Origin of the sequence: Dechloromonas denitrificans (assembly GCF_001551835.1) — a bacterium.
Classification (GTDB): Bacteria; Pseudomonadota; Gammaproteobacteria; order Burkholderiales; family Rhodocyclaceae; genus Azonexus; species Azonexus denitrificans.
In genome coordinates this window covers 570-24,761 of sequence record NZ_LODL01000010.1, presented here as the reverse complement: position 1 = coordinate 24,761, position 24,192 = coordinate 570, and the positions used below count along the sequence as shown (strand labels likewise).

The window sequence follows — 24,192 nt, the reverse complement described above, 5'->3', positions numbered from 1 at the left end:
TGTCGGCGGCAGCGCTATACTTGAAACGGAAGTTGAAGGCGCCTGCTTTCCGCAGCGCCGATCGCTTCAGACAGGGGAATCAGATGTTGCGAAAATGCCTCGCCGCCGGGGCGACCATCGTGCTGAGCCTGCTGGCTAGCGGTGTTGCTGCCGGTGCACCACTGAAAATACTCGGTTTTGACGACAGCTCATGCCAGGCCTGGTTCAAGTCGAAGGACGATCCGGAACAGCGCAAGCAATACGTCGCCTGGGCGCGCGGCTTTCTCAGCGGTCACAACTATGCCAATCAGTCGCAGCAGGTGACCGATCTGTCGAGCGGCACGGTCGAGCTGTACATCGAGCGTTTCTGCCGCGACAAACCCACCGCCCGCTTCATCGACGCCCCCTACCGGATGAGCGACCAGTATTCCGGTCGCGACGCGCCGATCAGCAAGTAAGGCAGGGCCGCCCCGGCTATTCGCAGACCCGGCCGCGCTGCAGTTTGACCTGTCCGCGCTTGACCTTGCTGTCGACGCGCTTACGCTGCGAGTTGCGCGTCGGCTTGGTCGGCCGGCGCGGCGGCGCCACGAAGGCAGCGCTGGCGATCAGTTCGCGCAGGCGAACCAGGCCGTCTTCGCGATTGCGCTCCAGGCTGCGGTGCTTTTGTGCCTTGATGACGACAATGCCATCGCTGCTGATGCGCTGGTCGCGCAGCGCCAGCAACTTGCCCTTGATCTCTTCCGGCAGGCTGGAGGCGGCGACATCGAAACGCAGATGCACCGCGTTCGAGACCTTGTTGATATTTTGCCCACCGGCGCCCTGGGCGCGGATGGCGGTGAATTCGACTTCGTTTTCGTTGAGGACCAGACCCGGCATGATGATTTCTTTCGCGCCCGGCCGTAGCCGGTCTATTTTGCTCGATCCAGCTGATCGTAAACGGCGGTAGCGACCTTGGCCAGTTCATTCTTGTCGATGCCGGCCGACAGCGCATAGCCGAACTTGCCTTCGACCCAGTAGAAGACATTCACCTGGCCTTCGCGGGCGAAACGGAAGCCGGTTTCCACCTTGCCAGCGTTTTCGGTAGTCAGGTAGAGCGTCAGGCGCTGGCCGCTGGCGTCCTGATACATGAACTGGGCGACCGGCCCGCTGTTGCCGGGCAGCAGCCGACCACCGACCAGTTCATAGCCGACGGCACCCAGCTTGGGCGGGCTGATCGGCGTGCCGAGCCGCTTCGACAGCCACTTGACCAGTTGCTCCTCCTGATCGGCCGTCACTTCGACCGGGCGCCGGACGTCCGGACTGTAGACAACGTGGGCGACGGCCGCCTGGCGGGGTAGCGGCGCCATCTGGGCCAGCCGTTCGCCGCTCTGGTACTGGGCGTGACCGAGCCAGCCTGCGACACCACCGAGCAGGGCGACCAGGAGCCCGGCCGCCAGGCGCTGCAGCGACCAGCGGCTGAAAAGTGCCGTTTTCGGCCGGTCGACCGCCGGCATCGCCGACGCCTCGGCCAAAGTCCGCAGATTTTCCGGCAGCACTTCGTCGAGCACCGGATCGAACAGCGCCTTGATGGCCCGCTTCTGCGCCTGATAGGCGCGCAACCGCTCAGCCTGATTGGGATGCTCGGCCAGGTAGGCATCGATTTCATGCCGCCGGGGCGGCGCCAGCCGGGCATCGACCCAGGCCTGGAGATCGGTTTCGGAGACTTGACTCATCGCACGACTCGCAGATTGGCGGCCAATGGGCGCCCCTCCATGATCAGGCGCAGCCGCTCGCGGCCACGCGACAGCCGGGACATCACGGTGCCCAGCGGAATTTCCAGCGCGGCAGCGACTTCGGCATAACTCATTTCCTCCAGCGCGACGAGCAGCAGCACGGCGCGCTGTTCGTCCGGCAACTGGCGGAGAGCGGCTTCGAGATCGACCAGTTCCAGCTGATCGCTCTGCGTCGGCCGGGTCGGCGCTTCGTCGCCATCATCCAGCGCCTGGGTGGACAGAGATGGCTGCCGCAACTGATCGACGCGCAGGTTGTGCATGATGCTGAACAGCCAGGCCCGCAGGTCGCTGCCGGCCCGCCACTGGGCCAGCCGGCGCCAGGCCCGTTCGAGCGTGTCCTGCACGAGATCGTCCGCCGCCGCGCGGTCGCCGAGCAGCGCCCGCGCGTAGCGGCGCAGGCGCGGCATTTCGGCGCGGATCGCGCGGCTATCCACGGTACGGCGTCAGGGCTTGGCGACGTGCCAGACGTTGTTGAAACCGTCACCGGTCGTGTCGCCGGCCTTCTGGTCCTTGCTCCAGAAATACAGCGGCTTGCCCTTGTAGGCCCATTGCTTGTTGCCGTCGCCCCGCTTGACGACGCTGTAATCACCGCTCGCCATGGCTTCATGTGGGGCGAACAGCGGCGGCCAGTTCGTTGCGCACGGCCCCGTGCACATGCTCTGGCCACTGCCAGCCTCGTCCTTATCAAAAACATAGAGCGTCATGCCGTTGCTGCCGGTCAGCATGCTACCGGATGTCATGGCCGGCCGGGTTTCGGCTGTCGAGCAGGCGGCCAGTGCGGCCGTCAGGGCCAGGGTGAGCATCAGTTTGTTCGTTTTCATGATCGTCTCCGTCAGGTTTGAGGTGCTACACCGAGATGAACGACAACTGGCCCTGCTTTATTCCCTGCCCGGCAAAAAAATCAGGCCACCCCCAGCCGCCACAGCGAGGTCACTTCCGCCGCCCGCGCCGCATGCAGCGGGTCGCTGGCATCCTGGGTCTTCGGATGTTTCGGCCGGGTATCGAGGCGGCCGAGCACTTTCAGACCAGCAGCCGCGATCCAGCCGAGCAGTTCGGCGCGCGAACGCAGGCCGAGATGTTCGGCGAGGTCGGAAATGATCAGCCAACCTTCGCCGCCCGGCGCCAGATGCGCCGCCAGGCCGTTCAGGAAGCCGCGCAGCATCTGCGAATCCGGATCGTAGATCGCATATTCGACCGGCGAACTCGGCTGCGCCGGCAGCCACGGCGGATTGCAGACGACGAGCAGGGCCCGGCCTTCCGGAAAGAGATCGGCCCGGACCACCTCGATGCCGGCGGTCAACCCGAGATTTTGGGCATTTTCCGCGGCACAGGCCAGGGCACGCGGGTCCATGTCGGTCGCCACGACGCGTGGGATGCCGCGCTTGGCCAGCACCGCCGCCAGCACGCCGGAGCCGGTGCCGATATCGAAGGCCACATTGCAGTTGGCCGGTAACGGCGCCTTGGCGACCAGATCGACATATTCGCCGCGGACCGGCGAAAAGACACCGAAATGCGGGTGGATGAGCGCCCTCAGCGCCGGCACCAGCGCCCCCTTCTTGCGCCATTCGTAGGCACTGACCAGGGCGAGCAGGCCGCGCAGCGAAATCACCGAATCCTCTTCACCCGGCCCCAGCGCCGCCCGGCAGGCCTCAGCGACGTCTTGGCCACGGCGCAGCGGCACGCGGTAATCGGCGGTCAGCGGCACCAGCAGGCTACCGAGAATGGCCGCCCGCCGACCTTGGGCGGCGCGATGCATCTGGAAAGCCTCGGCCGGCGTCGCCGGCTTCTGCTCGGCGCCCGCCCGCGGCTTGCGCTCGGCCCGCCGGGCCATGGCCTGCAGCAGGTTGCGGGCGTTCTGGTAGTCGCCGCGCCAGAGCAGGGCCGTGCCTTGCGCCGCCAGGCGGTAGGCGGCGTCGGCCTTCAGCGTATCGTCGGCGATGACGACATTTTCCGGTGGCGGCAGGCCGGCTTCGGAGCGCCAGCGGGCCGAGTGGTCCAGGCCGGCTTCTTGCCAGCGAATGAGTGGGAATGCAGTCGAGTTCATGCGGCATTGTAGGCCAGAAGCCCGGCTGCCAAGACTGGCCAGCGGCGTTTTTAGCCGGCGCTTTGCCTTTACAATCAGCCCACCGAGACGCCTCCACCGGACATCCAGACCATGAAATTCGAAGGTACCGAAAGCTACGTCGCCACCCGCGACCTGACCCTGGCGGTCAACGCCGCCATCGCCCTGCAACGGCCGCTGCTGATCAAGGGCGAACCGGGCACCGGCAAGACGCTGTTGGCCGAGGAAGTGGCGCGGGCATTGAACATGCCGCTCTTCCAATGGCACATCAAATCGACCACCAAGGCGCAACAGGGCCTCTACGAATACGACGCGGTATCGCGGCTGCGCGACTCGCAACTGGGCGACCCGCGCGTCGAGGACATCGGCCACTACATCGGGCATGGCGTGCTGTGGCAGGCCTTCGAGTGCGACGAACCGTCGGTGGTGCTGATCGACGAAATCGACAAGGCCGACATCGAGTTCCCCAACGACCTGCTGCGCGAACTCGACCGCATGGAATTCCACTGCTACGAGTTGCACCGGACGATCAAGGCCAAGCATCGGCCGCTGATCATCATCACCTCGAACAACGAGAAGGAACTGCCCGACGCCTTCCTGCGCCGCTGCTTCTTCCACTACATCAAATTTCCCGACAAGGAAACGATGCAGCGCATCGTCGGCGTCCATTTCCCGGTCCTCAAGCACGACCTGCTCAAGGAAGCGCTGGAAGTCTTCTTCGATCTGCGCGAAGTGCCCGGCCTGAAGAAGAAACCATCCACCAGCGAACTGATCGACTGGCTGAAGCTGCTGCTGGCCGAGGACATCCCGCCGGAAGCGCTGCGCGCCAAGGAGGCGAAGGACGCCATTCCGCCGCTGCACGGGGCGCTGCTCAAGAACGAGCAGGACGTGCACCTCTTCGAACGCCTCGCCTTCATGGCCCGCCGCAAGAGCTGAACCGGTGCTGGTCGATTTCTTCCTGCACCTGAAGGCGCGCCAGTTGCCGGTGTCGACCAATGAGCTGCTGGCCCTGCTCGAAGCGCTGGAAGCCCGGCTGGTCAGCGGCAGCCTCGATGATTTCTACCTGCTGGCGCGCGCCCTGCTGGTCAAGGACGAGGCCCTGTACGACCGTTTCGACCGCGCCTTCGGCGAGTATTTCAAGGGCATCGAGGCGCTGCCCGGTTTCGACGCCATGGTGCCGGAGGAATGGCTGGAACTGGCGGCCCGCAAGCACCTGTCGGAAGCCGACCGGGCCCGGCTGCAGAAACTCGGCTACGAAAAGGTCTTCGAGCAACTGAAGGAACGGCTCGCCGAGCAGAAGGAACGCCACGCCGGCGGCAACAAGTGGATCGGCACCGCCGGCACTTCGCCCTTCGGCCACGGCGGCTACAACCCGGAAGGTGTCCGCATCGGCGGCGAATCGGTCGGCAACCGGACGGCGATCAAGGTCTGGGAGCAGCGCGAATTCCGCAACCTCGACGATTCGCTCGAGCTCGGTGTCCGCAACATCAAGGTCGCGCTGCGTCGGCTGCGTCGCTTTGCCCGCCAAGGCGCGGCGACCGAACTCGACCTCGACGGCACGATCGCCGGCACGGCCCGCAATGGCGGCTGGCTCGACCTGCAGTTGCGGCCGGAACGCCATAATGCGATCAAGGTGCTGCTCTTTCTCGATATCGGCGGCTCGATGGACGATCACATCCAGGCCTGCGAGGAGCTGTTTTCCGCCGCCCGCGCCGAGTTCAAGCACCTCGAGCACTTCTACTTCCACAACTGCGTCTATGAAGGGGTGTGGAAGGACAATCGCCGGCGTCATGGCGAAAAATTATCGACCTGGGACGTCATCCACACCTACGGCCCGGACTACAAGCTGGTTTTCGTCGGCGATGCCAGCATGAGCCCTTACGAAGTTGCCCGCCCTGGCGGCAGCGTCGAACACTGGAACGAGGAAGCCGGCGCCGTCTGGCTGGAACGCCTGCTCAACACCTGGTCGCGGGCCGCCTGGCTCAATCCCTTGCCGGAAGCCCACTGGGGCTACACGCCATCGATCACGATGATCCGTCAGCTACTCGGCGAGCGGATGTTCCCACTGACCATCGACGGCCTCGAACGGGCCATGCGCAGCCTGGCGAAATAAACAGAATCTGGTGGAAAGCCGGCCGATAAGCCGGGTTCTGTTCCCCTCTTGCGAGGTTCGGCAATCATTCCTCTAGGCCTGCCGTTACCGACAGGCTCAAGCAACCTACCCGGAAGCAGCGCGGGCCACGCCTCAGCTTCCCTATTTGGTCTTGCTCCGGATGGGGTTTGCCATGCCGCTGAACGTTACCGCCAGCGCGGTGAGCTCTTACCTCGCCGTTTCGCCCTTACCTGATCCCCTTGCGGGGCCATCGGCGGTTTATTTTCTGTTGCACTTTCCGTTGCCTTGAGTCTTGCGACCGTATAGCACCCAGCCGTTAGCTGGCATCCTGCCCAATGGAGCCCGGACTTTCCTCCCGACACTTTCGTGTCCAGCGATTGCCTGGCCGACTTTCCGGGGCGGATTATACGCCGACCGGCAGACTGCTGCGGTCAACCACTTTCCTGAGCACAAAACTGGTGTGCACACCGGTCACGCCCTGGATACGGGTGATCTTGTTGAGCAGCAATTCCTGATAGGCATCCATGTCGCGAATGACGACCTTCAACTGGTAGTCCGATTGCTGGCCGGTGATCAGCAGGCATTCCAGCACTTCCGGAATGTCGTTGATGGCGGCTTCGAGGTTGGCAAAGCGTTCCGGCGTGTGCTGGTCCATCGAGATGCCGATCAGCGCCATCAGGCTCAGGCCAAGTTTCTTGGCGTCGAGCAGCGCGCGGTAGCCGGTAATCAGCCCCGACTCTTCCAGCGCCCGTACCCGGCGCAGGCAGGGTGAGGGCGACAGGCCGATGCGGTCGGCCAGATCCTGATTGCTGATGCGGCCATCGGCCTGCAGGATGGCGAGAATTTGCCGGTCGTAACGATCGATTTCCATATACTTGCTCAAATTATTCTAATGACGCAAGTTTCTGCCAAATTCGTCCTTGTTGATAGCCCAATGCGCAAGCACCTGCCACCTAAATTCACATAATATTTGCCCATCGAAATTGATTGCCGGAGCTGCACCATGAACAAGAAATCCGCCGCCAAATACTCAGCCTTTCCGCCGGTCCAGCTTGCCGACCGCCAATGGCCGAACCACGTCATCGACAAAGCGCCGATCTGGATGAGCACCGACCTCCGCGACGGCAACCAGGCGCTTTTCGAGCCGATGAATGCCGAAAAGAAGATGCGCATGTTCAAGACCCTGTGCGCCATCGGCTTCAAGGAAATCGAGATCGCCTTCCCGTCCGCCTCGGAAACCGAATTCGGTTTCGTGCGCGGCCTGATCGACGGCGGCCACATTCCCGACGACGTCACCATCGAAGTCCTCACCCAGGCCCGCGAACACCTCATCCGCCGCACCTTCGAGTCGCTCAAGGGCGCCAAACAGGCCATCGTTCACGTTTATAACGCGACCTGCAAGACTTTCCGCGACAACGTCTTCGGCATGAGCAAGGCAGAAGTCGTCGCCATGGCCGTCGATGCCGTCAAGCTCATCCGCCAGCTCGCCGAGGAGATGCCGGAAACCCGGATCACCCTCGAATACAGTCCGGAACTGTTCACCGCCACCGAACTCGACTTCGCCAAGGAAGTCTGCGACGCCGTCACCGCCGCCTGGGGCGCGACGCCGGAGCGCAAGGTCATCCTCAATCTCCCGACCACGGTCGAGATCGCCACCCCGAACATCTACGCCGACCAGATCGAGTGGATGCACCGTAATCTCGAACGGCGCGACAGCGTCATCATCAGCCTCCACCCGCACAACGACCGCGGCACCGCCGTCGCCGCCGCCGAGCTCGGCCTGATGGCCGGCGCCGACCGCGTCGAAGGCTGTCTCTTCGGCAACGGCGAACGGACCGGCAACGTCGATCTCGTCACCCTCGCCCTCAACATGCATACGCAGGGCGTCGATCCGCAGCTCGACTTCTCCGACATCAACGCCGTCGCCCGCACTTTCGAACACTGCACCCAGCTCCCGATCCACCCGCGCCACCCATACGTTGGGGATCTCGTTTTCACGGCCTTCTCCGGCTCCCACCAGGACGCCATCAAGAAGGGGTTTGCCGCTCAAAAGGCGGATGAGCAATGGTCGGTGCCTTATCTCCCGATCGACCCGGCCGACGTCGGCCGCAGCTACGACTCGGTGATCCGCGTCAACAGCCAGTCGGGCAAGGGCGGCATCGCCTACCTGATGGAAACCGAACACGGCGTCGTCATGCCGCGCCGTCTCCAGGTCGAGTTCTCCGGCGTCGTCCAGCAGCACACCGACACGCACGGCGGCGAAGTCAGCGCCGACGACATCTGGAACTTGTTCGCCCAGACCTACCTCGACACCGAAACGCCAGTCCGTTACCGCGAGCACCATCTCTACGAACACGGCAGCGCCCAGGGCATCCGCCTGAACATCGAGATTGACGGCACGCCGCACATTCTCACCGGCGAAGGCAACGGCCCGATCAACGCCGCGGTACACGCCCTGCAGAGTGCCGGCATCCAGATCCAGGTGCGCAGCTACGAAGAGCGCTCGATGGTGCCGATGGGCGAGGACGGTAACGCCCGGGCCTGTGCCTTCATGGAAATCGCCGGCCGCCGGAGCGGTGAATGCTACGGCGTCGGCGTCGACAGCAACATCGTCACCGCCTCGATCAAGGCCTTGCTCAGCGGCGTCAATCGCCTCGGCGCCGGGCAGATGAGCGAAGAACGCCAGCAGGCCGCGTAAGACACCGACAATCCCTTGCCGGAACAACGGCAAGGGATTGAATATCCTGTCATTTTCGGCATTTTTTCTTGCCAGCCTGGGTGGTCCGGCGTAAGATGCAGCCCAGCCTTGGGTCACTGTACCCGGCCTCACCGTTCTGCCCCGCGTAAATGCTGTCCCTCTGCCGCGCCATCGTTTCTGGCCTGCCGGCACGCTGAACTAATCATTTCCCGTCGCAAACGCCGTTTCAATGGTCGCCTGACCGCGCCCAGGGTTTGCCTGGAGCAGCAGGTAGCCTTACCTCAGGGAATTCATGGTTCGCATCCAGTTCGCAATCGATCTTCATTATGAACTGAACTATCCAGGCGCCGATTTCGTCTTCAATATCCACGCCGCGAAGACCGCCAGCCAGTCCATCGTTGCCGAAAACCTGCAGATCAGCCAGCAGGTGCCGAGCACGATCCAGACCGACCCGGTCACCCATGCCCGCTACCTGCGCCTGACCGCCGCCCCCGGCCCGCTCCACGTCACCTATCAGGCAACGGTCGATATCGACCACCACATCGGCAACCCGGACGCGATCAACGAAACCCCGGTCGCCCAGTTGCCGCTATCGGCGCTGACCTACATCTATCCGAGCCGCTACTGCCAGTCCGACCGCCTCGCCATGCTGGCGATGAGCGAATTCGGCAATCTGCCCAAGGGCTACCGCCGGGTCGAGGCGATCCAGAACTGGGTGCGCCGGCAAGTCACCTTCCGCGGGGCCACCAGCAGTTCGACGACCTCGGCGCTCGACACGCTGACCGACCGCGTCGGCGTCTGCCGCGACTTCGCGCATTTGATGATCGCCATCTGCCGCGCCCTGAGCATTCCGGCCCGCTTCACCACCGGTATCGACTACGGCGCCGACCCGGCGCTCGGGCCGACCGATTTCCACGCCTACGTCGAGGTCTATCTCGACAAGCGCTGGTATCTGTTCGATCCTTCGGGCACCGCCATTCCGATGGGCTTCGTCCGTCTCGGCACCGGGCGCGACGCGGCCGATGTCTCCTTCGCCACCATTTTTGGCGGCGTCGTTTCACCGCCACCGCTGATCTCGGTCAGCGCCCTTACCGAAGCCGGCCGCCCGTGGGAAACACCCCGCCACCGGCCGGAAGCCTTATCGACCGATGCTACGGTCGACAAGGCCTGAACCCCGAAATCCATTTACAGGAGAATTACCCTTGGCAAAAGAAGAACTACTTGAAATGCAAGGCGTCGTGAATGACGTCCTCCCCGATACCCGCTTTCGCGTCACGCTGGAAAACGGCCACGAACTGATCGCCTACACCTCCGGCAAGATGAAGAAGAACCACATCCGCATCCTGGTCGGCGACAAGGTCACGCTGGAACTCTCGCCCTACGATCTGTCCAAGGGCCGCATCACCTTCCGTCACATCGAAACCCGCACCGGCACCTCCGCACCGCCGCGTCGTCGTCGTTTCTAAACGCTGTTTCTAGGTGCGCGACCGGCGTCCTGGACGAAACTGATAGGTATCGTCGTAATACGCCGGATCTTCGCTGTCCGGGACCACCCCGGGAATGCCCAATAAGGGCAAGGGCTGAAAATCGCGCGGCCGGGCATACCGGCCGCTGGCCAGATCGGCCGCCAGACGCGCGTCAACCACTGCCCGCAACGCCGACGGCGACTGCTGCAAGCCATCTGCATCGATCTCGTAGAGGATGGCCTTGGCGGTCAGGCCGCGAAACGGCTTGAGCAAGGCCTCGTAGGTCGCATGGCCAAAAATGAGAAAGCGCATGCTTTGCCGGACTTCGGCGCGATGCTCGACGAACAGCCGCTTCCACTCGAAATTGCGCAACATCTCCAGCAGCTCGGGCCGGCTGGAAAGCACGGCAATGCCGCATTCGTCGAAATGGGTCAGCGCATCGCGGACCGTGCCGCGCTGCTCGCCGGCCGCCGTCATCGCCCGCACGTGACGCGCACTGACCGCCACCTTGGTGCGCGGAAAGGCAAACCAGACCACCGCATTGAAGAAGTCATGCCAGTTGTCGGGCCGGGTTTCCACTTCACCGCTTTCCCAGATCCGGCATTCGTAAGCCAGGCCGTCCGCTTGCGGCGGCACGAAGCGGATGCGCCGGCCGTTCTCGGTCACAATCGGCAGCACCCCGGCCAGCGCCGCGACGGCCACGGCATCGGGAGTGTTCGGCAGCTGCTCCAGCCACGGCCGCAGCGGGTCGAACAGCGACAGCGCGTAAGGCGAATCGGAACTCAATTGCCGGCCGATTTCGCTTCTTCGCTCTCTTCCCTGACGAAGACCAGTTCGCCATCCTTGACGCGGAAAGTCCCCATCAGCTTGCCCATGCCCTCGGCCGGCTCGCCGTCCATCTTGGCAAAGCTCTCGCAAGTCTGCGTTTCGGTGGCGTACATGCGCTTGCCGCTCTTGACGATGAAAGCACCGGACGGCACCTGGTAGATCTCGACCTTGGTCTTTTCGGTACCGACGCCCAGGTGATGGCGGCGCAGGCAGGCCGGCATCCGCGACACGACGAGGTAGAGATTGACCTTGCTGTCCCAGAAATACGGCTGTTCGCGGATCAGCGACAGCACATGCTCGCGGGTATTGTCGATTTCATACGTCGCGCCATCGTTGATACAGGCGGTGAGCAGCGGCGCAGCCAGCAACGGCAGGATCAGGTGACGCAGACGCATGATTTTTTTCCTTAACGCATTTTCCAGGACAGCGTTTCGCCGGCGCGCAGCGGCACGATGGTGTCGGTGCTGATGTACGGGTAATCGGCCGGCACCGTCCAGTTTTCCTTGACCAGCGTCAGCGTGCCGCTGTTGCGCGGCAGGCCGTACCAGTCCGGGCCGTGGAAGCTGGCAAAGGCCTCCAGTTTGTCGAGGGCACCAGCCTGCTCGAAGGCTTCGGCGTACAGTTCGATCGCGGCATAGGCGGTGTAGCAGCCGGCACAACCGCAGGCCGCTTCCTTGGCGCCCTTGGCATGCGGCGCCGAATCGGTGCCGAGGAAGAATTTCGGATTGCCGGAGACGGCAGCGGCGACCAGCGCCGCGCGGTGCGTCTCGCGCTTCAGCACCGGCAGGCAATACCAGTGCGGCCGCACGCCGCCAAGGAAGATGGCGTTGCGGTTGTAGAGCAGATGGTGGGCAGTTATGGTGGCGCCTACGGTCGACGGTGCCGCAGCGACAAATTCCGCCGCATCCTTGGTCGTGATGTGCTCCATCACCACCTTCAGCTTCGGGAAACGCTGGGTCAGCGGCAGCAGCACGGTGTCGATGAAGACTTTTTCGCGATCAAAGAGGTCGACCGCCGGATCGGTCACTTCGCCATGGACCAGCAGCGGCAGGCCGACCCGCTCCATTTCGGCCAGCGTGTCGTAAGCCTTGGCGATATCGGTCAGGCCGGCATCGGAATTGGTCGTCGCCCCGGCCGGGTAGAGCTTGACCGCCTTGACGAAACCGGAGGCGGCGGCCTTGGCTACCTCGCTGGCCGGCGTGTTGTCGGTCAGGTAGAGCGTCATCAGCGGCTCGAAACTGGCACCGGCCGGCAGTGCGGCAACGATGCGGTCGCGATAGGCGGCGGCCTGGTCGACGGTGGTCACCGGCGGCTTCAGGTTGGGCATGACGATGGCACGGCCGAACTGGGCGGCGGTGTGCGCGACAACGGCGGCCAGTGCTTCGCCATCGCGCAGATGGAGATGCCAGTCATCGGGGCGGGTAATGGTCAGTTGCATGCTTGTTTCTCTGGGTAATTTCGTTAATTTTAGCAGGCTGCCGATTCAGCTCGGCGGATTGCCCGCCCGGCGACCTGACAAAGCGGCAAAAAATGGCGCCCGACCAGGCCTGCTCGCTTCCTGATCCAGGTCATTGATTGGCATTCCGTTCGCGCGCAGACTGAAACTTCGAAACCGCCCGCAACAAGGAGGCTACCCATGACCGAAGCCCAACTGAAAACCGCGATCACTTCGCCCTGGCCCTTTTTCGGTGTCAGCCCGCAAGGCGACGTGCTGGCGCGCTACGTGCCCTACGGCCCGGTGTTCCGCTGGAGTTGGAACCAGATGATCCCGATGCCGGTGCAAGGCAGCGACCTGTGCTGGCTGCTGCATGCTGCCTCGGAAGAAGGTCATTCGATTGCCGACACCGAGGCTCCGCGCAAAACAAAAGGCCAGTGAGTCCTGGGCCGGGTAGCCAGCCCGGCCGACCGTAGCGTTATTCGTTTTTCAGCGCCAGCGCCCGCTCGTAGAGCGCATTTTTCGCCGCGCCGCTAATCGCCGCCGCCAGCTTGGCGGCCTGCTTGACCGGCAGGCCGTCGGCCAGCAGCAGCTTGAGGACGCGCTCGCCTTCGCCATCGTCGGCATCGGCCGGCGCTCCGGATACCATCAGCACGAATTCGCCGCGCTGGCGATTGGGATCGCCCTTCAGCCAGTCGAGCGCCTCGCCGAGCGGGCAACTGTGGATCGACTCAAACATCTTGGTCAGTTCGCGACCGATGACCAGTGTCCGCTCACCGAAGACCGTGGCGAGATCGGCCACGGTTTCCAGCACGCGATGCGGTGCCTCGTAGAAAACCAGGGCATAGGGATGTTCGCGCAGCCCTTCGAGCACCTGCCGGCGCTGGCCGCCCTTGCTCGGCAGAAAACCGTAGAACAGGAAATGCTCGTCGAGCAGGCCGGAGGCGGACAGCGCCGTCGTCGCCGCGCACGGACCGGGCAAGGGTACGACCTTGCAGCCGGCAGCGCGCACGGCGGCGACGACGCGGGCGCCCGGGTCGGAAATGCCCGGCGTGCCGGCATCGGAAATCAGCGCCACCGCCTCGCCGGCCTGCAGGCGCTCGACAATGCGGGCGGCCGCCTCATGTTCGTTGTGCTGGTGCGCCGGCAGCGTCCGCGCCGACGAGCCGAGCTGCTTGAGCATCGGGCCGCTGTGCCGGGTATCTTCGGCGGCGACCCAGGGGACGCGGCGCAGGACTTCTTCGGCCCGCCGGGTCAGGTCGGCCATATTCCCGAGCGGCGTCGGGACAACATACAATGCAGCAGATTCTTCCGTCATTTTTTCGGCTATGCAAACAAAGACCAACGATACCACCACCGCCCGTGGCCGCGAAGCCGAGGCGCTGGCGGCGCGCCATCTGGAGGGCTGCGGTCTACGCCTCGTCGAGCGCAATTTCCGGGTGCGCGGCGGGGAAATCGACCTGATCTGCCGCGACGGCAAGGTGCTGGTTTTCGTCGAAGTCCGCCAGCGCAGCCGCAGCGATTTCGGCGGGGCCGGCGCCAGCATCACGGCCGGCAAGCGTCGCCGCATCATCCTCGCCGCCCGCCATTACCTGCTCGGCAAGCCGGAAGGCGACTGCCGTTTCGACTGCGTGCTGATCGATAACGGCAAACTGGAATGGCTCCGCGATGCGTTTGCTGCTGACGATTAGCCTGGCCCTGTGGTTGGGTCTGTGGCTGATTGTGGCCCAGGCCGAAAGCGTGCGCCTGCTGGTGCAGAGTTCGCCGCTGGCCGGCAGCCAGTATTACGCGGTCGGCGAATTCTGGCAGCAACTGCAGGTCGGCGACGCGCTGACCCTGGTTCGCGAACCGGACAACCGACACGACCGCCACGCCATCCGTGTCGAGTGGCGCGGCCATCAACTGGGCTATGTCCCGCGCGCCGAAAACCGCAGCGTTGCCGCCGCCATGGACCAGGGCGAACGGCTCGTCGCCCGCATCGCCAGGCTGACCGAACACCCGAACCCCTGGCGCCGGGTGGAGTTCGAGGTCTTCATCGAGCTGTGATGTAGAATGCTTTAATTACTGGCCCCAACCTGCTGAAAAATATGGATCTGATCGCCCGCGTCGCCAAGCATTTCGAAGACAGCGCCCAAACCAAGCTGAACGCCGTCGAAATGATGGCAGCCCCCATCGCCGCCGCCATCGAGACGATGACCAATTGCCTGATCAACGGCGGCAAGGTACTCGCCTGCGGCAACGGCGGCTCAGCCGGCGATGCGCAGCATTTCGCGGCCGAACTGATCGGCCGTTTCGAGGCCGAACGCCAGGAACTGGCCGCCATCGCACTGACCACCGACACCTCGATCATCACCGCGGTCGCCAACGACTACTCGTTCAGCCAGATTTTCGCCCGGCAGGTGCGCGGCCTCGGCCACGCCGGCGACGTGCTACTCGCCATCTCGACTTCCGGCAATTCCGCCAACGTCATCGAAGCGATCAAGTCTGCCCACGAACACGACATGCACATCATCGCGCTGACCGGCAAGGGCGGCGGCATGATTGGCGAAATGCTGCGCGACGACGACATTCATCTTTGCGTGCCGGCCGACCGGACGGCGCGAATTCAGGAAACCCACCTGCTCGTCATCCATTGCCTGTGCGATGGCATCGACGCGCTTTTATTGGGAGTCGAATGATGCACAAATTCAAGCTGAGCCTCGGCGCGGCCGCCCTGGTCATCGCCCTGCCCATGTTGCAGGGCTGCGTCCCGGCCGTCATCGTCGGTGGCGCGGCAGTCGGCGTGATGAGCGCCCACGACCGCCGCTCGACCGGCACCCAGACCGACGACGAATCAACCGAATGGAAGGCCGCCTCGCGCGTCCCGGCGCAATACAAGGACGTTTCGCACCTCAACTTCACCTCCTACAACCACATCGTGCTGATTACCGGCGAAGTGCCGAGCGAAGAGGCGAAGCAGGCGATCGGCGAAGCCGTCGGCAAGATCGAAGGCGTCCGCCTGGTCCATAACGAAACGACGATCGGACCCTTGTCCTCGCTCGGCTCGCGCAGCACCGACTCCTACATCGACTCCAAGGTCAAGGCACGGCTGGTCGACTCGAACCAGATTTCGGCCAACCACATCAAGGTCGTCACCGAAAAGGCCGTCACCCACCTGATGGGCATCGTCACCGAACGCGAAGCCAAGGTCGCCGTCGCCGTCGCCCGTACCACAGATGGGGTGCGCAAGGTGATCAATGTGATGGAAGTGCTGCCCGACGCCGATGTTCGCCGCATCGACAACCAGGCGCTCGGTGCCCGGACGCCGCCGCCGGCAACGGCGCCGGTGGAAACCCGCTGAGCCGCTAACAACATGTAATAGGGGGAGAGGGCCATGAATCTGGAAAAGGTCATATTCGGTTTTTTCATCGTCCTCGCCGCCACCCTCAATTTCGGTTTCTTCATCGGCGACATCGAACGGCCGGAACTGCACAACGTCTACGAACTGGCCGCCGCGCTGATCGTCAGCCTGATCGCCACCGCCCTCAAGTTCGGTGACCGCACCCAGATCGGCGCCATCCACCTGTCGACCAGCCTGGTCGCCGACCTGCAGCTGATCGCCGCCGCCCTCACCTGGGGCATTGCCGAACACGTCACCGGCGTCGGCATGACCGCCCATGTCACCTCCAGCGTCGTTTCGCTGTCCGGCGGCGCCCTCTTCGCCAACGTCGTCTCGGTCATCATCCTCATTGTCGAAACCGTGATGCTGCGTCGCTAGGAGTTGCGCGTGAACAGCGCCTTCTTCCTCGTCCTCCGGCGCATGCGGGCGCCGATTATCCTGCTCATCGTCATCTATGGCATCGCGGTCATCGGCCTGACGCTGGTTCCCGGGGTCGATGCCGAAGGCAGGCCGGCCGCCCCGCTCAGCTTCTTCCACGCCTTCTATTTCATCAGCTACACGGCGACGACCATCGGCTTTGGCGAAATCCCCAATGCCTTTTCCGATGCCCAGCGCTTGTGGGTCACCATCTGCATCTACCTGACCGTCGTCGGCTGGTCGTATTCCGTGGTGACGCTGATCGCGCTGCTCCAAGACAAGGGCTTCCAGAACACGCTGACCACCAACCGCTTCGCCCGCCGCGTCCGCCGCCTGAAAGAGCCGTTCTACCTGATCAGCGGCTGCGGCGAAACCGGCAACCTGATCTGCCGCAGTTTCGACCACATCGGCCAGGCCTTCGTCGTCCTCGAAAAGGACGAATTGCGCGTCCAGGAACTCGACCTCCAGGACTTCAAGACCGACACCCCGGCCCTCGCCGCCGACGCCCGCCAACCCGACAACCTGCTGCTGGCCGGGCTGACGCATCCGAAATGCCGCGGCGTACTGGCCGTGACCAATGATGAGGAAGCCAATCTCGCCATTGCCATCGCCGTCCGGCTGCTCAACCCGGACATCCCGGTCATCGCCCGCGCACGCACGCCCTCGGTCAAAGCCAATATGGCCTCGTTCGGTACCGATCACATCATCAGCCCCTACGAACGTTTCGCCGAGCAACTGGCACTGGCGGTGACCGCGCCGGAACATTTCCGGCTGATCGAACTGCTGACCAGCCTGCCGGAAACGCCGATTCCCGAACCGCACCGGCCGCCGGCCGGCCACTGGATCCTGTGCGGCTACGGCCGCTTCGGCCACGCGCTGGCCGAGCGCCTGCAGCAAACCGGCATCCGACTGACCATCATCGATCCCGGCGCGCCGGATGCCGACTGCAGCATCGTCGGCGATGGCACCGAGGCGAGCACCCTGCGCCAAGCCGGCATCGCCACCGCCTCGGGCATCATCGCCGGCAGCGACAACGACGTGAACAACCTGTCCATCGCCGTCACCGCCAGCGAACTGAAACCCGAGCTTTTCGTCGTCACCCGCCAGAACCATGCCGCCAACAGCGCGCTGTTCAAGGCCTACGGCGCCGATTTCACGATGGTGCCGAGCCGCATCGTCGCCCAGGAAGCAATCGCCATCCTGACCACGCCGCTTCTCGCCCGCTTTCTGGCCGCCTTGGACAGTCAGGACGAAAGCTGGAGCCGGGCCTTGGTCGAACGGCTGCAGGCACTGTGCGACGGCCGCACGCCGACCCTCTGGGGCTGCCGCCTGAATGCTGCGGAGGCCCCGGCCGCCTGGCAGGCACTGATGCGCGAGCGGACGATCCGGCTCGACGACATCCTGCGCGACGGTACCGAGCGCAGCCGGCCGCTGGCTGCGGTCGTGCTGCTCATCGAACGCGACACGGTTTGTCACCTGCTGCCCGGCCCCGAGTTCAAACTGGTCGCCGGCGACCATCTGTTGCTGGCCAGCCCGCTCGATGCCCGCCGCAACCTTGAATTGACGCTGGAAAACGCCAATGAACTCGACTACGTGCTGAGCGGCCTGGAAAGCAGCGGCAGTTGGCTGTGGCAACGGCTATTCGGCGCAAAGTCGTCCTGAGCCGGCTCATTCCGGCGGTCGACCGGTAAAAACCGGGCATTTTCAGCCGGTGCCGGGTAAGCCAGCGGATCAGGCATAAAAAATGGGCGCCCTGCCGGCGCCCATCTCTTTGGCTCGGCGTAGCGGCCGGTTAGACCCGGAAACGCTCGGTCGCCGTTTTCAGCGACTGGGCGGTGGCGAGCAGCGAACGGGCCGCCTCGGCGGTGATGTTCATGCTGACCCCGGTCGCTTCGACCTGGTTGGCAATATGCTCCACTTCCTGGGCCAGCGAGGTGCTGGCTTCGCTCTGTTCGCGCGTCGAGGCAGCAACATCGCGGACCAGGTTCTGCGCCGAGCGCGAGCCCTCGGCGATGCGATGCAGCAGTTCGCTGGTTTCGCCGGCCGTCGTCCGGGCCTTTTCGGCAGCCGGCAGCGCGTCGTCCATGACCTTGGCGGCATTGACGGTTTCGTTCTGGATGCGGTCGACGACGCCGGCGATTTCCTGCGTCGCCTTTTCGGTACGCTCGGCCAGCACGCGCACTTCGTCGGCCACCACGGCAAAGCCGCGACCCTGCTCGCCAGCCCGCGCCGCCTCGATCGCCGCATTCAAGGCCAATAGATTGGTCTGCCCGGCAATGTCCTTGATCACCGCCGCCATCCGCGCCACTTCCTGGGTGTTGGCCGACAGGCTGCGCACCTGCTGCGCCGCGTCGCCGACCCGGCCGGCCATCGTCGCGATGTTGCCGGCCACTACCTCGACGCTGCGCTCACCCTGGATCGCCAGTTCGGCGGCGCCGCTGGCGAAGCGTTCGGTTTCGCCCGCATTGTCCGAAACGTGGTTGATCGATACCGTCAGCTCCTCCATCGCCGCCGCCATCGTCTGCGTCGCTTCGGTCTGCGCCGAAGCGGAGTCGGCGACCTTGGCCGAGGTCTCGGCAATCTCCTGCGCCGAGCGGGTGACCTGGCCGGCGTTGCGGCTGATTTCCTGCATCATCTGGCGCAAGGCCTGCACCAGGTGATCGAGTTCGCCGAGCAGGCTCTTCGGGTTGGCGGTGTTCAGCGACACCGTCAGGTCGCCCGCCGCCACCTTGCTCATGGTCGCCACGGCATCGGCCGGCTCGCCGCCGATCTGGGCCAGGATGGCGCGCGCCATCCACCAGGCAACGGCACCGACCGAGAGCAGCAGCAGGGCGATGACCAGCGCCACTTCGCGCAACTGCTGGTAGAAAATGGCATCGAGGTCGTCGATATAGAGTCCGGTCCCGATCACCCAGTCCCAGGGTTCGAAATGCACCAGGTTCTGCAGCTTCGGCACCTGCACCTCGCTGCCCGGTTTGGCCGTCATCGTCTGGACATAGACCGTCTTGTCGAGTGCCGTCTTGACCAGGTTGCGCACCGTGTAGGCGCCGCTCTTGTCCTGGCGATCCCAGTGGCTCTTGCCGACATACTCGGGGCGCACCGGGTGCATGACGCCCATGCCCTTGCTGTCGTAGATGTAGAAATATTCAGTGCCGGCGTAGCGCATGCTGCGCAGCACGTCCTTGGCATGCTTCTGGGCCTGCTCCCGGGTCAGTTCGCCCTTCGCTTCCTGCGCCTGCAGATCCTTGACCATGCTCAGTGCAATATCGATGGCCGCCTGCAGCGTTGCCTTGCGGTCGGTCAGCAACTGGCTGCGCAGATGCACGGCCTGGAAGCTGCCGAGCAGGATCAGCCCGATCAACGCAACGAGCACCGACAAGGTCAGGCGCCCTTTCAAACTGCCGAAATTCAGAAAACCCATGATTGTCTCGCGCTCCACTGGAGCGATCGCGCCCTCGCTGGTGGAGGAGACGTCGCATTATATTTTTGTGCCGGACGGCACGGCCACTGTAGGGCCAAGCCCGAGCCAACGCAATACGGATAATCCGAAGTCTCAGGCTGCCAGCATCCGGCGCAGACCGCGCATCAGCATGCCGAGAGCGGGCAGCTTCATATAGAGCTCTTCGGCGGTATCCCAGTAGTCACGGTGGTAGCAGACCTTGCCGTCGGCATCGAATTTCAGGTGCGAGACACCGCGCATGACCTGGGCCTGGCCCTTGCCCCACAGCCGGACCCGATAGAAAAACTCCCAGACCAGCATGGCACCACTGGCATCGACCATCCGTTCGACGACCACGAAACGCGGCTCGGCGACCTGCTGGAACATGTGACTGAAGATGCCCTGGATGGCACCGATGCCACGCACCTCGTTGAACGGGTCCTTGAAGTAGGCGTTGGCGCTGTAGAACTCGGGAAAACGGGCGACGCTTTCCGGGGAAAGCTCGTGATAGAAACGGATCAATGGGTCGAGGTTCATCTCAGCCTCCGGTCAAGCGGCGAATCAGCGGGAAATACCAGCGGTAGGGCAGCAGCGCCAGCAGCTTCATCAAGCGGCTGAAACGCTTCGGGAAATGGATTTCGAAATTTGCCGATTTGAAGCCGTCGACCGCAGCAATCGCCGCCTGCTCCGGCGTCAGCAGCGCCGGCATCGCGAAATCGTTCTTCGCCGTCAGCTGGGTGGCGACGAAGCCGGGGTTGATCACCCAGACGCCGATTCCCTTTGGGGCCAGATCGAGGTGCAGCACTTCGGCAAAATGGATCAGCGCCGCCTTGCCCGGCCCGTAGCACAGCGCCTTGGGCAGGCCGCGATAGCCGGCGACGCTGGCCACGAACGCAATGCCGCCACCGGCCTGGAGGTCGGGCAACACGGTCGCGGCGAGGCGCAAGGCGCCGTTGAAATTGACCGCCAGCACCTGCTCGGCCAGCGCCAGATCGAAGTTGTCGGCGCCCATCGGCACGTAGTCGCCGGCCAGATAGACCACCAGATCGATGCCGCCCCAGGCCGCCAGCAGGCTTTTTCGGGCAGCGGCCAGGCTGGCGCTGTCGGTGGCGTCGCAGGGCAGCACCAGCGCATCGGCAATCGCCAGAGCCTGCAGCTTGTCGGCCCGGCGCGCCGAGAGCGCCAGCCGCGCCCCGCGCCCGGCCAGTTCGCGGGCGATGGCGGCACCGATGCCGGACGAGGCGCCAACCAGCCAGACACGCTTGCCGGGCCAATCGGTGATGGTCGGGTTCATCGCTTGATGAAGCTCAGCGTCACTTCGCCCAGACTGAAGCCCCATTTCGACATGTAGGAGCGGTTCAGCATCACCTTGTCGTCGATCAGGAACATCCAGTCGTCGAAATCGACGTTGTAGACCTTGCCGTCCACCGGCAGAGCCAGCACGTAGCGCCAGCGCAGCGCGTTGCCGGAGACTTCGCCGATCGCCTCGCCGACCACGTCGTCGGCCGTACCGCGGAAGCTGCCATCGGCTTGCTTGGTCAGGGTCCACACCCGGCGCGAGGTCGAGCCATCCGACCACTTGAAGTTTTCATCGAGAACGCCGGTATCGCCCTTCCACTGCGCATCGATGACGACATGGAAGCGTTTCTTGACCTCGCCGGAGCGGCCCTGGAACATGCCCCAGGCCTCCAGCCGGCCGTTCAGGTAGGTCTTCAGGTCGAGGGCCGGTTGTTCGGCCCGGTATTGCTCGACGCCGGTCGAAGCACAGGCGGTCAGGCCAAGGGAAAACAGCACAGCAGCGAACAGTTTCATGATTGAAGCTCCAGGGAATGGCGCCAGCGCCAAAGCAGCACACCGGCCAGCGCCTTGAAGGCGAGCGGCAGCAAGGCGTAGGCGAAAGTCAGCGCGCCCAGGCCGCTGCCGCTGCCCGGCACATAGCCGAGACCGCCGAGCAGAGGCAGGGCAAGCCCGGCGGCAAGCGCCAGATTGAGTTTGGCAATGAAGTTCCAGACCCCGAAGCAGGCGCCCGCCTGCCCCTGCCGCTCGCCGAGATCGGCGGCAATCGCCGCCGGCAAGGCGAGATCCGCCCCCAGCGCCAGGCCGGAAGCGATGCAGATGGCGGCGAAAGGCCACAGGTCGCCGCTGCCGAGCTGGCTGGCGCCGGCAAAGGCCAGGATGGAAAGGAGCATCGCCGCCAACCAGGCGGCGACCCGGCCGTAACGCCCGGCCAGCCGGACCCAGAGCGGCAAGGAGGCGGCGCCGGCGACGAAATACACAGCCAGCAGCGGCCCGCTCGCCTTTTCCAGCTGCAGCACATCGGCGACGAAGAACAGGAACAGCGTGGCCGGCAGCGCCGCAGCGATGCCGTTGGCGACAAAGACCAGCAACAGCCGGCGAAAGGCGATATCGGCCACAACCCGGCGCAGGCTGGGCAACAGCCGCTCCCCGGATGCCGCCAGCGGCCGGCCGACGCCGACCCGCGAAAAGGTGGTCGCCGCGGCGATCAGCAACAGGGGCGGCAAGATCCAGCTGAGCCGGGCAATGCCTTCGTTCAACGTACCGGCCAGCAATGTCGGCAAGGCGGCGGCAAGGACCACGCCGAGCAGCCCGAAACCTTCGCGAGCCGCGGTCAGGCGGGTGCGCAGCGCCGAATCGACGCCGACATCCGCCCCCCAGGCCTGATAGGCAACGGTAGCGGCGGAGAAGCCAAGATAAGTCAGGGCCAGCGAAGCGAGCAACCACGGCCCGGCCTGCTCGGCCGGCGGGTTGAGCAAGGCAACGAAACCGAGCCCGAAGGGCAGCAAGGCCAGCCCCACCATGCGCCGCCGCGAGACCCGGTCGGCCAGCCAGCCCAGCCAGGGATCGATGCCGGCATCGAGCAGGCGGGCGCCGAGCAGGATGAAACCGAGCAGCGCCAGCTCCATGCCCGCCGTTTCGGCGTAATAGCGCGGCACATGGACGTAGATCGGCAAGGCGGCGAAGGCGAGCGGCAGGCCGAGCAGGCCGTAGGCGAGGACGCGGGCGGTGGTCATGGTGGCGCCAGGCGCGGCCGGCCGCAGGCCTGGCATCACCCCACCCGCTGCAGCAAAGCCGCCCTGAGTTCGGGCGCACTGGTCTTCGGGTCGAGCCAGATGGCAAAGAACGCCTGCGCGAAAGCCGGCTCGTCGATACTGCCCAACAGGCGGCCGTTGAAGTAGAAGCGAGCCGCCTCGGGCGTGTATTGGCCGATGATGTGATCGCCCGCCTTGACGTCGGGAAACAGCCGCGCCATCGCCGCCCCCCAGCGTTGCAGGCTGGCCTCGTCAGTTCGCCCCAGATTGCGGATTTCCTTGACGCTGGCCTCGGCAATCGCCTGCCCGGCAAGGCTGCGCTTGTAGGTCAGCTTCAGCGCCAGCGGTGGTCGTTGCGGGTCGTCGGTCGCCCACAGCGTCGCTTCGTAGACGAGGAAGCCGAAGCGGCGGAATTCGCCGCTGCCCCAGCGTTGCAGGCTGGCTGTCGGGTCGCTGTTCGCCAAGGCGGCGAAGGGTGCCGCCGCCAGCGCCAGCAGCACGGCGCGCCGGGTGGCGCTCAGCGGCTTTTTGCCCCTTTCCGGCCGTCGACCGGCGGACTCGACTGCTGCCGGCTCAAGCATGGGTGAGTTCGAACTGGACGACATCGATGTTTCCGGCCAGGAAGCCGGCCTCGCAGTAGCAAAGATAGAGACGCCACAAGCGGCGGAAATGCTCGTCGAAACCGAGTTTCTGGATTTCCGGCCAGCGCCGCTCGAAGGCCAGTCGCCATTCGACCAGCGTGCGGGCGTAGTCGAGGCCGAAGGCGTATTCGTTGCGCACGGCCAGCCCCTGCCGGGCGGCGGCTTCGCGGAAGGCGGTGCGCGACGGCAGCATGCCGCCCGGGAAGACGTACTGCTGGATGAAGTCGGTGCCCTTGCGATAGCTGGCGAACAGGTCGTCACGAATGGTGATGCTCTGGATCACCGCCTTGCCGCCCGGCTGCAGCGCTTTGGCGACGGTCCTGAAATAATCCGGCCAGAAGCGCTCGCCGACCGCCTCGAACATTTCGATGGAAACGACGTGATCGAACCGCTCCTCGGTGTCGCGGTAATCCTGCAGGCGCAGGTCGGCCTGCGGTACGCGCTTTTGCGCCCAGGCGAGCTGGGCCGGCGACAGGGTCAGGCCGGTCACCTGCAAGCCATCCTGCACCGCCAGTTCGGCGAAACCGCCCCAGCCGCAGCCGATTTCGAGCACCCGCTGCCCCGGCCCGGCCTTCAGGCGCCGCAGGATGCGGCGGTACTTGGCGTGCTGGGCGCTGACCAGCGAACCGTCATCCACGGCGCGGTAGATGGCTGACGAATAGCTCATGCTCGGGTCGAGCCACTGCTCATAGAAATCGTTGCCCAGATCGTAGTGGGCCATGATGTTGCGCTTGCTGCCGGCCCGGCTGTTGCGGTTCAGCCAATGCCGGACGCGGGCCGCCAGCAGGTTGCGCCAGGAGCCATAGACGGCCTTCTTCAGTACCGCGCGGTTGCGCGCCAGCAGGGCTAGCAGGCCGCTGATGTCGGGCGAATCCCAATGACCGTCGAGGTAGGCTTCGGCCAGGCCGATATC

At 64.6% G+C, this 24,192-nt stretch carries 30 protein-coding genes and 1 other RNA gene; 13 read left to right on the top strand and 18 right to left on the bottom strand.

Going from position 1 to position 24,192, the window contains the following annotated elements; translation table 11 throughout:
- Window positions 1–83: 83 nt before the first annotated feature.
- Window positions 84–437, top strand: coding sequence for a hypothetical protein (locus AT959_RS04365; protein WP_066881706.1), 354 nt, complete (start codon window positions 84–86; stop codon window positions 435–437).
- 16 nt (window positions 438–453) lie between these two features.
- Here AT959_RS04365 and arfB read toward each other — a convergent pair whose 3' ends face one another.
- The 5 genes from arfB to AT959_RS04340 form a co-directional block, all read right to left on the bottom strand.
- The gene (arfB, locus tag AT959_RS04360; RefSeq protein WP_066880999.1) at window positions 454–855 is read right to left on the bottom strand and encodes an alternative ribosome rescue aminoacyl-tRNA hydrolase ArfB; all 402 of its coding nucleotides are present in this window, start codon (window positions 853–855) and stop codon (window positions 454–456) included.
- Between the two features lie 32 nt (window positions 856–887).
- Complete coding sequence (locus tag AT959_RS04355) at window positions 888–1,691, bottom strand: anti-sigma factor family protein (protein ID WP_066880998.1); 804 nt, start codon at window positions 1,689–1,691, stop codon at window positions 888–890.
- Window positions 1,688–2,185 (bottom strand): RNA polymerase sigma factor, encoded by a 498-nt coding sequence (locus tag AT959_RS04350; protein ID WP_205629827.1) that lies wholly within the window; start codon window positions 2,183–2,185, stop codon window positions 1,688–1,690. Before AT959_RS04350 ends, AT959_RS04355 begins: the two co-directional genes overlap by 4 nt.
- A 9-nt stretch (window positions 2,186–2,194) precedes the next feature.
- The gene (locus AT959_RS04345) at window positions 2,195–2,572 is read right to left on the bottom strand and encodes a COG4315 family predicted lipoprotein (protein ID WP_066880996.1); all 378 of its coding nucleotides are present in this window, start codon (window positions 2,570–2,572) and stop codon (window positions 2,195–2,197) included.
- 80 nt (window positions 2,573–2,652) lie between these two features.
- Window positions 2,653–3,795 carry a 50S ribosomal protein L11 methyltransferase gene (locus tag AT959_RS04340; RefSeq protein WP_066880994.1) on the bottom strand — a complete coding sequence of 381 codons (1,143 nt, stop codon included), beginning with the start codon at window positions 3,793–3,795 and terminating at the stop codon, window positions 2,653–2,655.
- Between the two features lie 111 nt (window positions 3,796–3,906).
- Here AT959_RS04340 and AT959_RS04335 point away from each other — a divergent pair, with 111 nt between their 5' ends.
- Together AT959_RS04335 and AT959_RS04330 are read left to right on the top strand one after the other, a co-directional pair.
- Window positions 3,907–4,749 carry an AAA family ATPase gene (locus AT959_RS04335; protein WP_066880992.1) on the top strand — a complete coding sequence of 281 codons (843 nt, stop codon included), beginning with the start codon at window positions 3,907–3,909 and terminating at the stop codon, window positions 4,747–4,749.
- Window positions 4,750–4,753: 4 nt separating this feature from the next.
- On the top strand, window positions 4,754–5,926 hold the full coding sequence (locus AT959_RS04330; protein ID WP_066880990.1) for a vWA domain-containing protein: 1,173 nt from the start codon (window positions 4,754–4,756) through the stop codon (window positions 5,924–5,926).
- A 10-nt stretch (window positions 5,927–5,936) separates the two neighbouring features.
- Here AT959_RS04330 and rnpB read toward each other — a convergent pair.
- Both rnpB and AT959_RS04320 read right to left on the bottom strand, forming a co-directional pair.
- Window positions 5,937–6,319: RNase P RNA component class A (rnpB, locus tag AT959_RS04325), an RNA gene on the bottom strand.
- Between the two features lie 10 nt (window positions 6,320–6,329).
- Window positions 6,330–6,797: an Lrp/AsnC family transcriptional regulator gene (locus AT959_RS04320; RefSeq protein WP_066880989.1), complete on the bottom strand. Its 468-nt coding sequence runs from the start codon at window positions 6,795–6,797 to the stop codon at window positions 6,330–6,332.
- A gap of 132 nt (window positions 6,798–6,929) precedes the next feature.
- On the opposite strand from AT959_RS04320, the gene leuA reads away from it, so the two are divergent.
- The 3 genes from leuA (at window position 6,930) to infA (ending at window position 10,090) form a co-directional block, all read left to right on the top strand.
- Entirely contained in the window at window positions 6,930–8,624 is a 1,695-nt protein-coding gene (gene leuA / locus AT959_RS04315; RefSeq protein ID WP_066880987.1) for a 2-isopropylmalate synthase, read from the top strand.
- Window positions 8,625–8,916: 292 nt separating this feature from the next.
- Complete coding sequence (locus AT959_RS04310; RefSeq protein WP_066880985.1) at window positions 8,917–9,795, top strand: transglutaminase-like domain-containing protein; 879 nt, start codon at window positions 8,917–8,919, stop codon at window positions 9,793–9,795.
- 31 nt (window positions 9,796–9,826) lie between these two features.
- On the top strand, window positions 9,827–10,090 hold the full coding sequence (infA, locus tag AT959_RS04305; protein ID WP_066880983.1) for a translation initiation factor IF-1: 264 nt from the start codon (window positions 9,827–9,829) through the stop codon (window positions 10,088–10,090).
- 9 nt (window positions 10,091–10,099) lie between these two features.
- On the opposite strand, the gene AT959_RS04300 is transcribed toward infA, so the two are convergent.
- The 3 genes from AT959_RS04300 to pyrC are packed head-to-tail and all read right to left on the bottom strand — an operon-like array spanning window position 10,100 to window position 12,356.
- Window positions 10,100–10,876 carry a DUF3025 domain-containing protein gene (locus tag AT959_RS04300; protein ID WP_066880981.1) on the bottom strand — a complete coding sequence of 259 codons (777 nt, stop codon included), beginning with the start codon at window positions 10,874–10,876 and terminating at the stop codon, window positions 10,100–10,102.
- A complete protein-coding gene (locus AT959_RS04295) occupies window positions 10,873–11,313 on the bottom strand; it encodes a hypothetical protein (protein ID WP_066880979.1) in 441 nt (146 codons plus the stop codon). The genes AT959_RS04300 and AT959_RS04295 overlap by 4 nt, the downstream gene beginning before the upstream one ends.
- 11 nt (window positions 11,314–11,324) lie before the next feature.
- Complete coding sequence (pyrC, locus tag AT959_RS04290) at window positions 11,325–12,356, bottom strand: dihydroorotase (protein WP_066880977.1); 1,032 nt, start codon at window positions 12,354–12,356, stop codon at window positions 11,325–11,327.
- Between the two features lie 198 nt (window positions 12,357–12,554).
- Here pyrC and AT959_RS04285 point away from each other — a divergent pair, with 198 nt between their 5' ends.
- Complete coding sequence (locus tag AT959_RS04285; protein ID WP_066880975.1) at window positions 12,555–12,794, top strand: hypothetical protein; 240 nt, start codon at window positions 12,555–12,557, stop codon at window positions 12,792–12,794.
- Between the two features lie 37 nt (window positions 12,795–12,831).
- On the opposite strand, the gene rsmI is transcribed toward AT959_RS04285, so the two are convergent.
- Window positions 12,832–13,671: a 16S rRNA (cytidine(1402)-2'-O)-methyltransferase gene (rsmI, locus tag AT959_RS04280; RefSeq protein WP_066880973.1), complete on the bottom strand. Its 840-nt coding sequence runs from the start codon at window positions 13,669–13,671 to the stop codon at window positions 12,832–12,834.
- Between the two features lie 10 nt (window positions 13,672–13,681).
- Between rsmI and AT959_RS04275 the strand changes: the two genes are divergently transcribed.
- The 6 genes from AT959_RS04275 to AT959_RS04250 are packed head-to-tail and all read left to right on the top strand — an operon-like array spanning window position 13,682 to window position 17,811.
- Window positions 13,682–14,044: a YraN family protein gene (locus tag AT959_RS04275; protein ID WP_066880971.1), complete on the top strand. Its 363-nt coding sequence runs from the start codon at window positions 13,682–13,684 to the stop codon at window positions 14,042–14,044.
- Window positions 14,022–14,399, top strand: coding sequence for an HIRAN domain-containing protein (locus tag AT959_RS04270; protein WP_066880969.1), 378 nt, complete (start codon window positions 14,022–14,024; stop codon window positions 14,397–14,399). Before AT959_RS04275 ends, AT959_RS04270 begins: the two co-directional genes overlap by 23 nt.
- Window positions 14,400–14,440: 41 nt before the next feature.
- The gene (locus AT959_RS04265; protein WP_066880967.1) at window positions 14,441–15,031 is read left to right on the top strand and encodes a phosphoheptose isomerase; all 591 of its coding nucleotides are present in this window, start codon (window positions 14,441–14,443) and stop codon (window positions 15,029–15,031) included.
- On the top strand, window positions 15,028–15,693 hold the full coding sequence (locus AT959_RS04260) for a BON domain-containing protein (RefSeq protein ID WP_066880965.1): 666 nt from the start codon (window positions 15,028–15,030) through the stop codon (window positions 15,691–15,693). The genes AT959_RS04265 and AT959_RS04260 overlap by 4 nt, the downstream gene beginning before the upstream one ends.
- Before the next feature lie 33 nt (window positions 15,694–15,726).
- Window positions 15,727–16,110: a DUF6394 family protein gene (locus tag AT959_RS04255; RefSeq protein WP_066880963.1), complete on the top strand. Its 384-nt coding sequence runs from the start codon at window positions 15,727–15,729 to the stop codon at window positions 16,108–16,110.
- A gap of 9 nt (window positions 16,111–16,119) precedes the next feature.
- The gene (locus tag AT959_RS04250) at window positions 16,120–17,811 is read left to right on the top strand and encodes a potassium channel family protein (RefSeq protein ID WP_066880961.1); all 1,692 of its coding nucleotides are present in this window, start codon (window positions 16,120–16,122) and stop codon (window positions 17,809–17,811) included.
- A gap of 130 nt (window positions 17,812–17,941) precedes the next feature.
- On the opposite strand, the gene AT959_RS04245 is transcribed toward AT959_RS04250, so the two are convergent.
- The 7 genes from AT959_RS04245 to AT959_RS04215 all read right to left on the bottom strand — a co-directional run.
- Window positions 17,942–19,570: a methyl-accepting chemotaxis protein gene (locus AT959_RS04245; protein ID WP_066880959.1), complete on the bottom strand. Its 1,629-nt coding sequence runs from the start codon at window positions 19,568–19,570 to the stop codon at window positions 17,942–17,944.
- A gap of 132 nt (window positions 19,571–19,702) precedes the next feature.
- Window positions 19,703–20,125: a nuclear transport factor 2 family protein gene (locus AT959_RS04240; RefSeq protein ID WP_066880957.1), complete on the bottom strand. Its 423-nt coding sequence runs from the start codon at window positions 20,123–20,125 to the stop codon at window positions 19,703–19,705.
- A 1-nt stretch (window position 20,126) separates the two neighbouring features.
- The gene (locus AT959_RS04235; RefSeq protein WP_066880955.1) at window positions 20,127–20,882 is read right to left on the bottom strand and encodes an SDR family NAD(P)-dependent oxidoreductase; all 756 of its coding nucleotides are present in this window, start codon (window positions 20,880–20,882) and stop codon (window positions 20,127–20,129) included.
- Window positions 20,879–21,400 (bottom strand): DUF3833 domain-containing protein, encoded by a 522-nt coding sequence (locus AT959_RS04230; RefSeq protein ID WP_066880952.1) that lies wholly within the window; start codon window positions 21,398–21,400, stop codon window positions 20,879–20,881. The genes AT959_RS04235 and AT959_RS04230 overlap by 4 nt, the downstream gene beginning before the upstream one ends.
- Window positions 21,397–22,620 (bottom strand): MFS transporter, encoded by a 1,224-nt coding sequence (locus AT959_RS04225; RefSeq protein ID WP_066881702.1) that lies wholly within the window; start codon window positions 22,618–22,620, stop codon window positions 21,397–21,399. Before AT959_RS04225 ends, AT959_RS04230 begins: the two co-directional genes overlap by 4 nt.
- A 35-nt stretch (window positions 22,621–22,655) precedes the next feature.
- A complete protein-coding gene (locus tag AT959_RS04220; protein ID WP_066880951.1) occupies window positions 22,656–23,219 on the bottom strand; it encodes a chalcone isomerase family protein in 564 nt (187 codons plus the stop codon).
- The coding region (locus AT959_RS04215) for an SAM-dependent methyltransferase (protein ID WP_066881700.1) at window positions 23,212–24,192 on the bottom strand (981 nt) is incomplete at its 5' end. The genes AT959_RS04220 and AT959_RS04215, both read right to left, overlap by 8 nt.

What these genes read in the sequence shown, in the direction of transcription:
- AT959_RS04365 (WP_066881706.1), top strand. Translation starts at nt 84, where the DNA reads ATGTTGCGAAAATGCCTCGCCGCCGGGGCGACCATCGTGCTGAGCCTG.
- arfB (WP_066880999.1), bottom strand. Translation starts at nt 855, where the DNA reads ATGCCGGGTCTGGTCCTCAACGAAAACGAAGTCGAATTCACCGCCATC.
- AT959_RS04355 (WP_066880998.1), bottom strand. Translation starts at nt 1,691, where the DNA reads ATGAGTCAAGTCTCCGAAACCGATCTCCAGGCCTGGGTCGATGCCCGG.
- AT959_RS04345 (WP_066880996.1), bottom strand. Translation starts at nt 2,572, where the DNA reads ATGAAAACGAACAAACTGATGCTCACCCTGGCCCTGACGGCCGCACTG.
- AT959_RS04340 (WP_066880994.1), bottom strand. Translation starts at nt 3,795, where the DNA reads ATGAACTCGACTGCATTCCCACTCATTCGCTGGCAAGAAGCCGGCCTG.
- AT959_RS04335 (WP_066880992.1), top strand. Translation starts at nt 3,907, where the DNA reads ATGAAATTCGAAGGTACCGAAAGCTACGTCGCCACCCGCGACCTGACC.
- AT959_RS04320 (WP_066880989.1), bottom strand. Translation starts at nt 6,797, where the DNA reads ATGGAAATCGATCGTTACGACCGGCAAATTCTCGCCATCCTGCAGGCC.
- leuA (WP_066880987.1), top strand. Translation starts at nt 6,930, where the DNA reads ATGAACAAGAAATCCGCCGCCAAATACTCAGCCTTTCCGCCGGTCCAG.
- AT959_RS04310 (WP_066880985.1), top strand. Translation starts at nt 8,917, where the DNA reads ATGGTTCGCATCCAGTTCGCAATCGATCTTCATTATGAACTGAACTAT.
- AT959_RS04295 (WP_066880979.1), bottom strand. Translation starts at nt 11,313, where the DNA reads ATGCGTCTGCGTCACCTGATCCTGCCGTTGCTGGCTGCGCCGCTGCTC.
- pyrC (WP_066880977.1), bottom strand. Translation starts at nt 12,356, where the DNA reads ATGCAACTGACCATTACCCGCCCCGATGACTGGCATCTCCATCTGCGC.
- AT959_RS04285 (WP_066880975.1), top strand. Translation starts at nt 12,555, where the DNA reads ATGACCGAAGCCCAACTGAAAACCGCGATCACTTCGCCCTGGCCCTTT.
- rsmI (WP_066880973.1), bottom strand. Translation starts at nt 13,671, where the DNA reads ATGACGGAAGAATCTGCTGCATTGTATGTTGTCCCGACGCCGCTCGGG.
- AT959_RS04275 (WP_066880971.1), top strand. Translation starts at nt 13,682, where the DNA reads ATGCAAACAAAGACCAACGATACCACCACCGCCCGTGGCCGCGAAGCC.
- AT959_RS04270 (WP_066880969.1), top strand. Translation starts at nt 14,022, where the DNA reads ATGCGTTTGCTGCTGACGATTAGCCTGGCCCTGTGGTTGGGTCTGTGG.
- AT959_RS04265 (WP_066880967.1), top strand. Translation starts at nt 14,441, where the DNA reads ATGGATCTGATCGCCCGCGTCGCCAAGCATTTCGAAGACAGCGCCCAA.
- AT959_RS04260 (WP_066880965.1), top strand. Translation starts at nt 15,028, where the DNA reads ATGATGCACAAATTCAAGCTGAGCCTCGGCGCGGCCGCCCTGGTCATC.
- AT959_RS04255 (WP_066880963.1), top strand. Translation starts at nt 15,727, where the DNA reads ATGAATCTGGAAAAGGTCATATTCGGTTTTTTCATCGTCCTCGCCGCC.
- AT959_RS04245 (WP_066880959.1), bottom strand. Translation starts at nt 19,570, where the DNA reads ATGGGTTTTCTGAATTTCGGCAGTTTGAAAGGGCGCCTGACCTTGTCG.
- AT959_RS04240 (WP_066880957.1), bottom strand. Translation starts at nt 20,125, where the DNA reads ATGAACCTCGACCCATTGATCCGTTTCTATCACGAGCTTTCCCCGGAA.
- AT959_RS04235 (WP_066880955.1), bottom strand. Translation starts at nt 20,882, where the DNA reads ATGAACCCGACCATCACCGATTGGCCCGGCAAGCGTGTCTGGCTGGTT.
- AT959_RS04230 (WP_066880952.1), bottom strand. Translation starts at nt 21,400, where the DNA reads ATGAAACTGTTCGCTGCTGTGCTGTTTTCCCTTGGCCTGACCGCCTGT.
- AT959_RS04225 (WP_066881702.1), bottom strand. Translation starts at nt 22,620, where the DNA reads ATGACCACCGCCCGCGTCCTCGCCTACGGCCTGCTCGGCCTGCCGCTC.
- AT959_RS04220 (WP_066880951.1), bottom strand. Translation starts at nt 23,219, where the DNA reads ATGCTTGAGCCGGCAGCAGTCGAGTCCGCCGGTCGACGGCCGGAAAGG.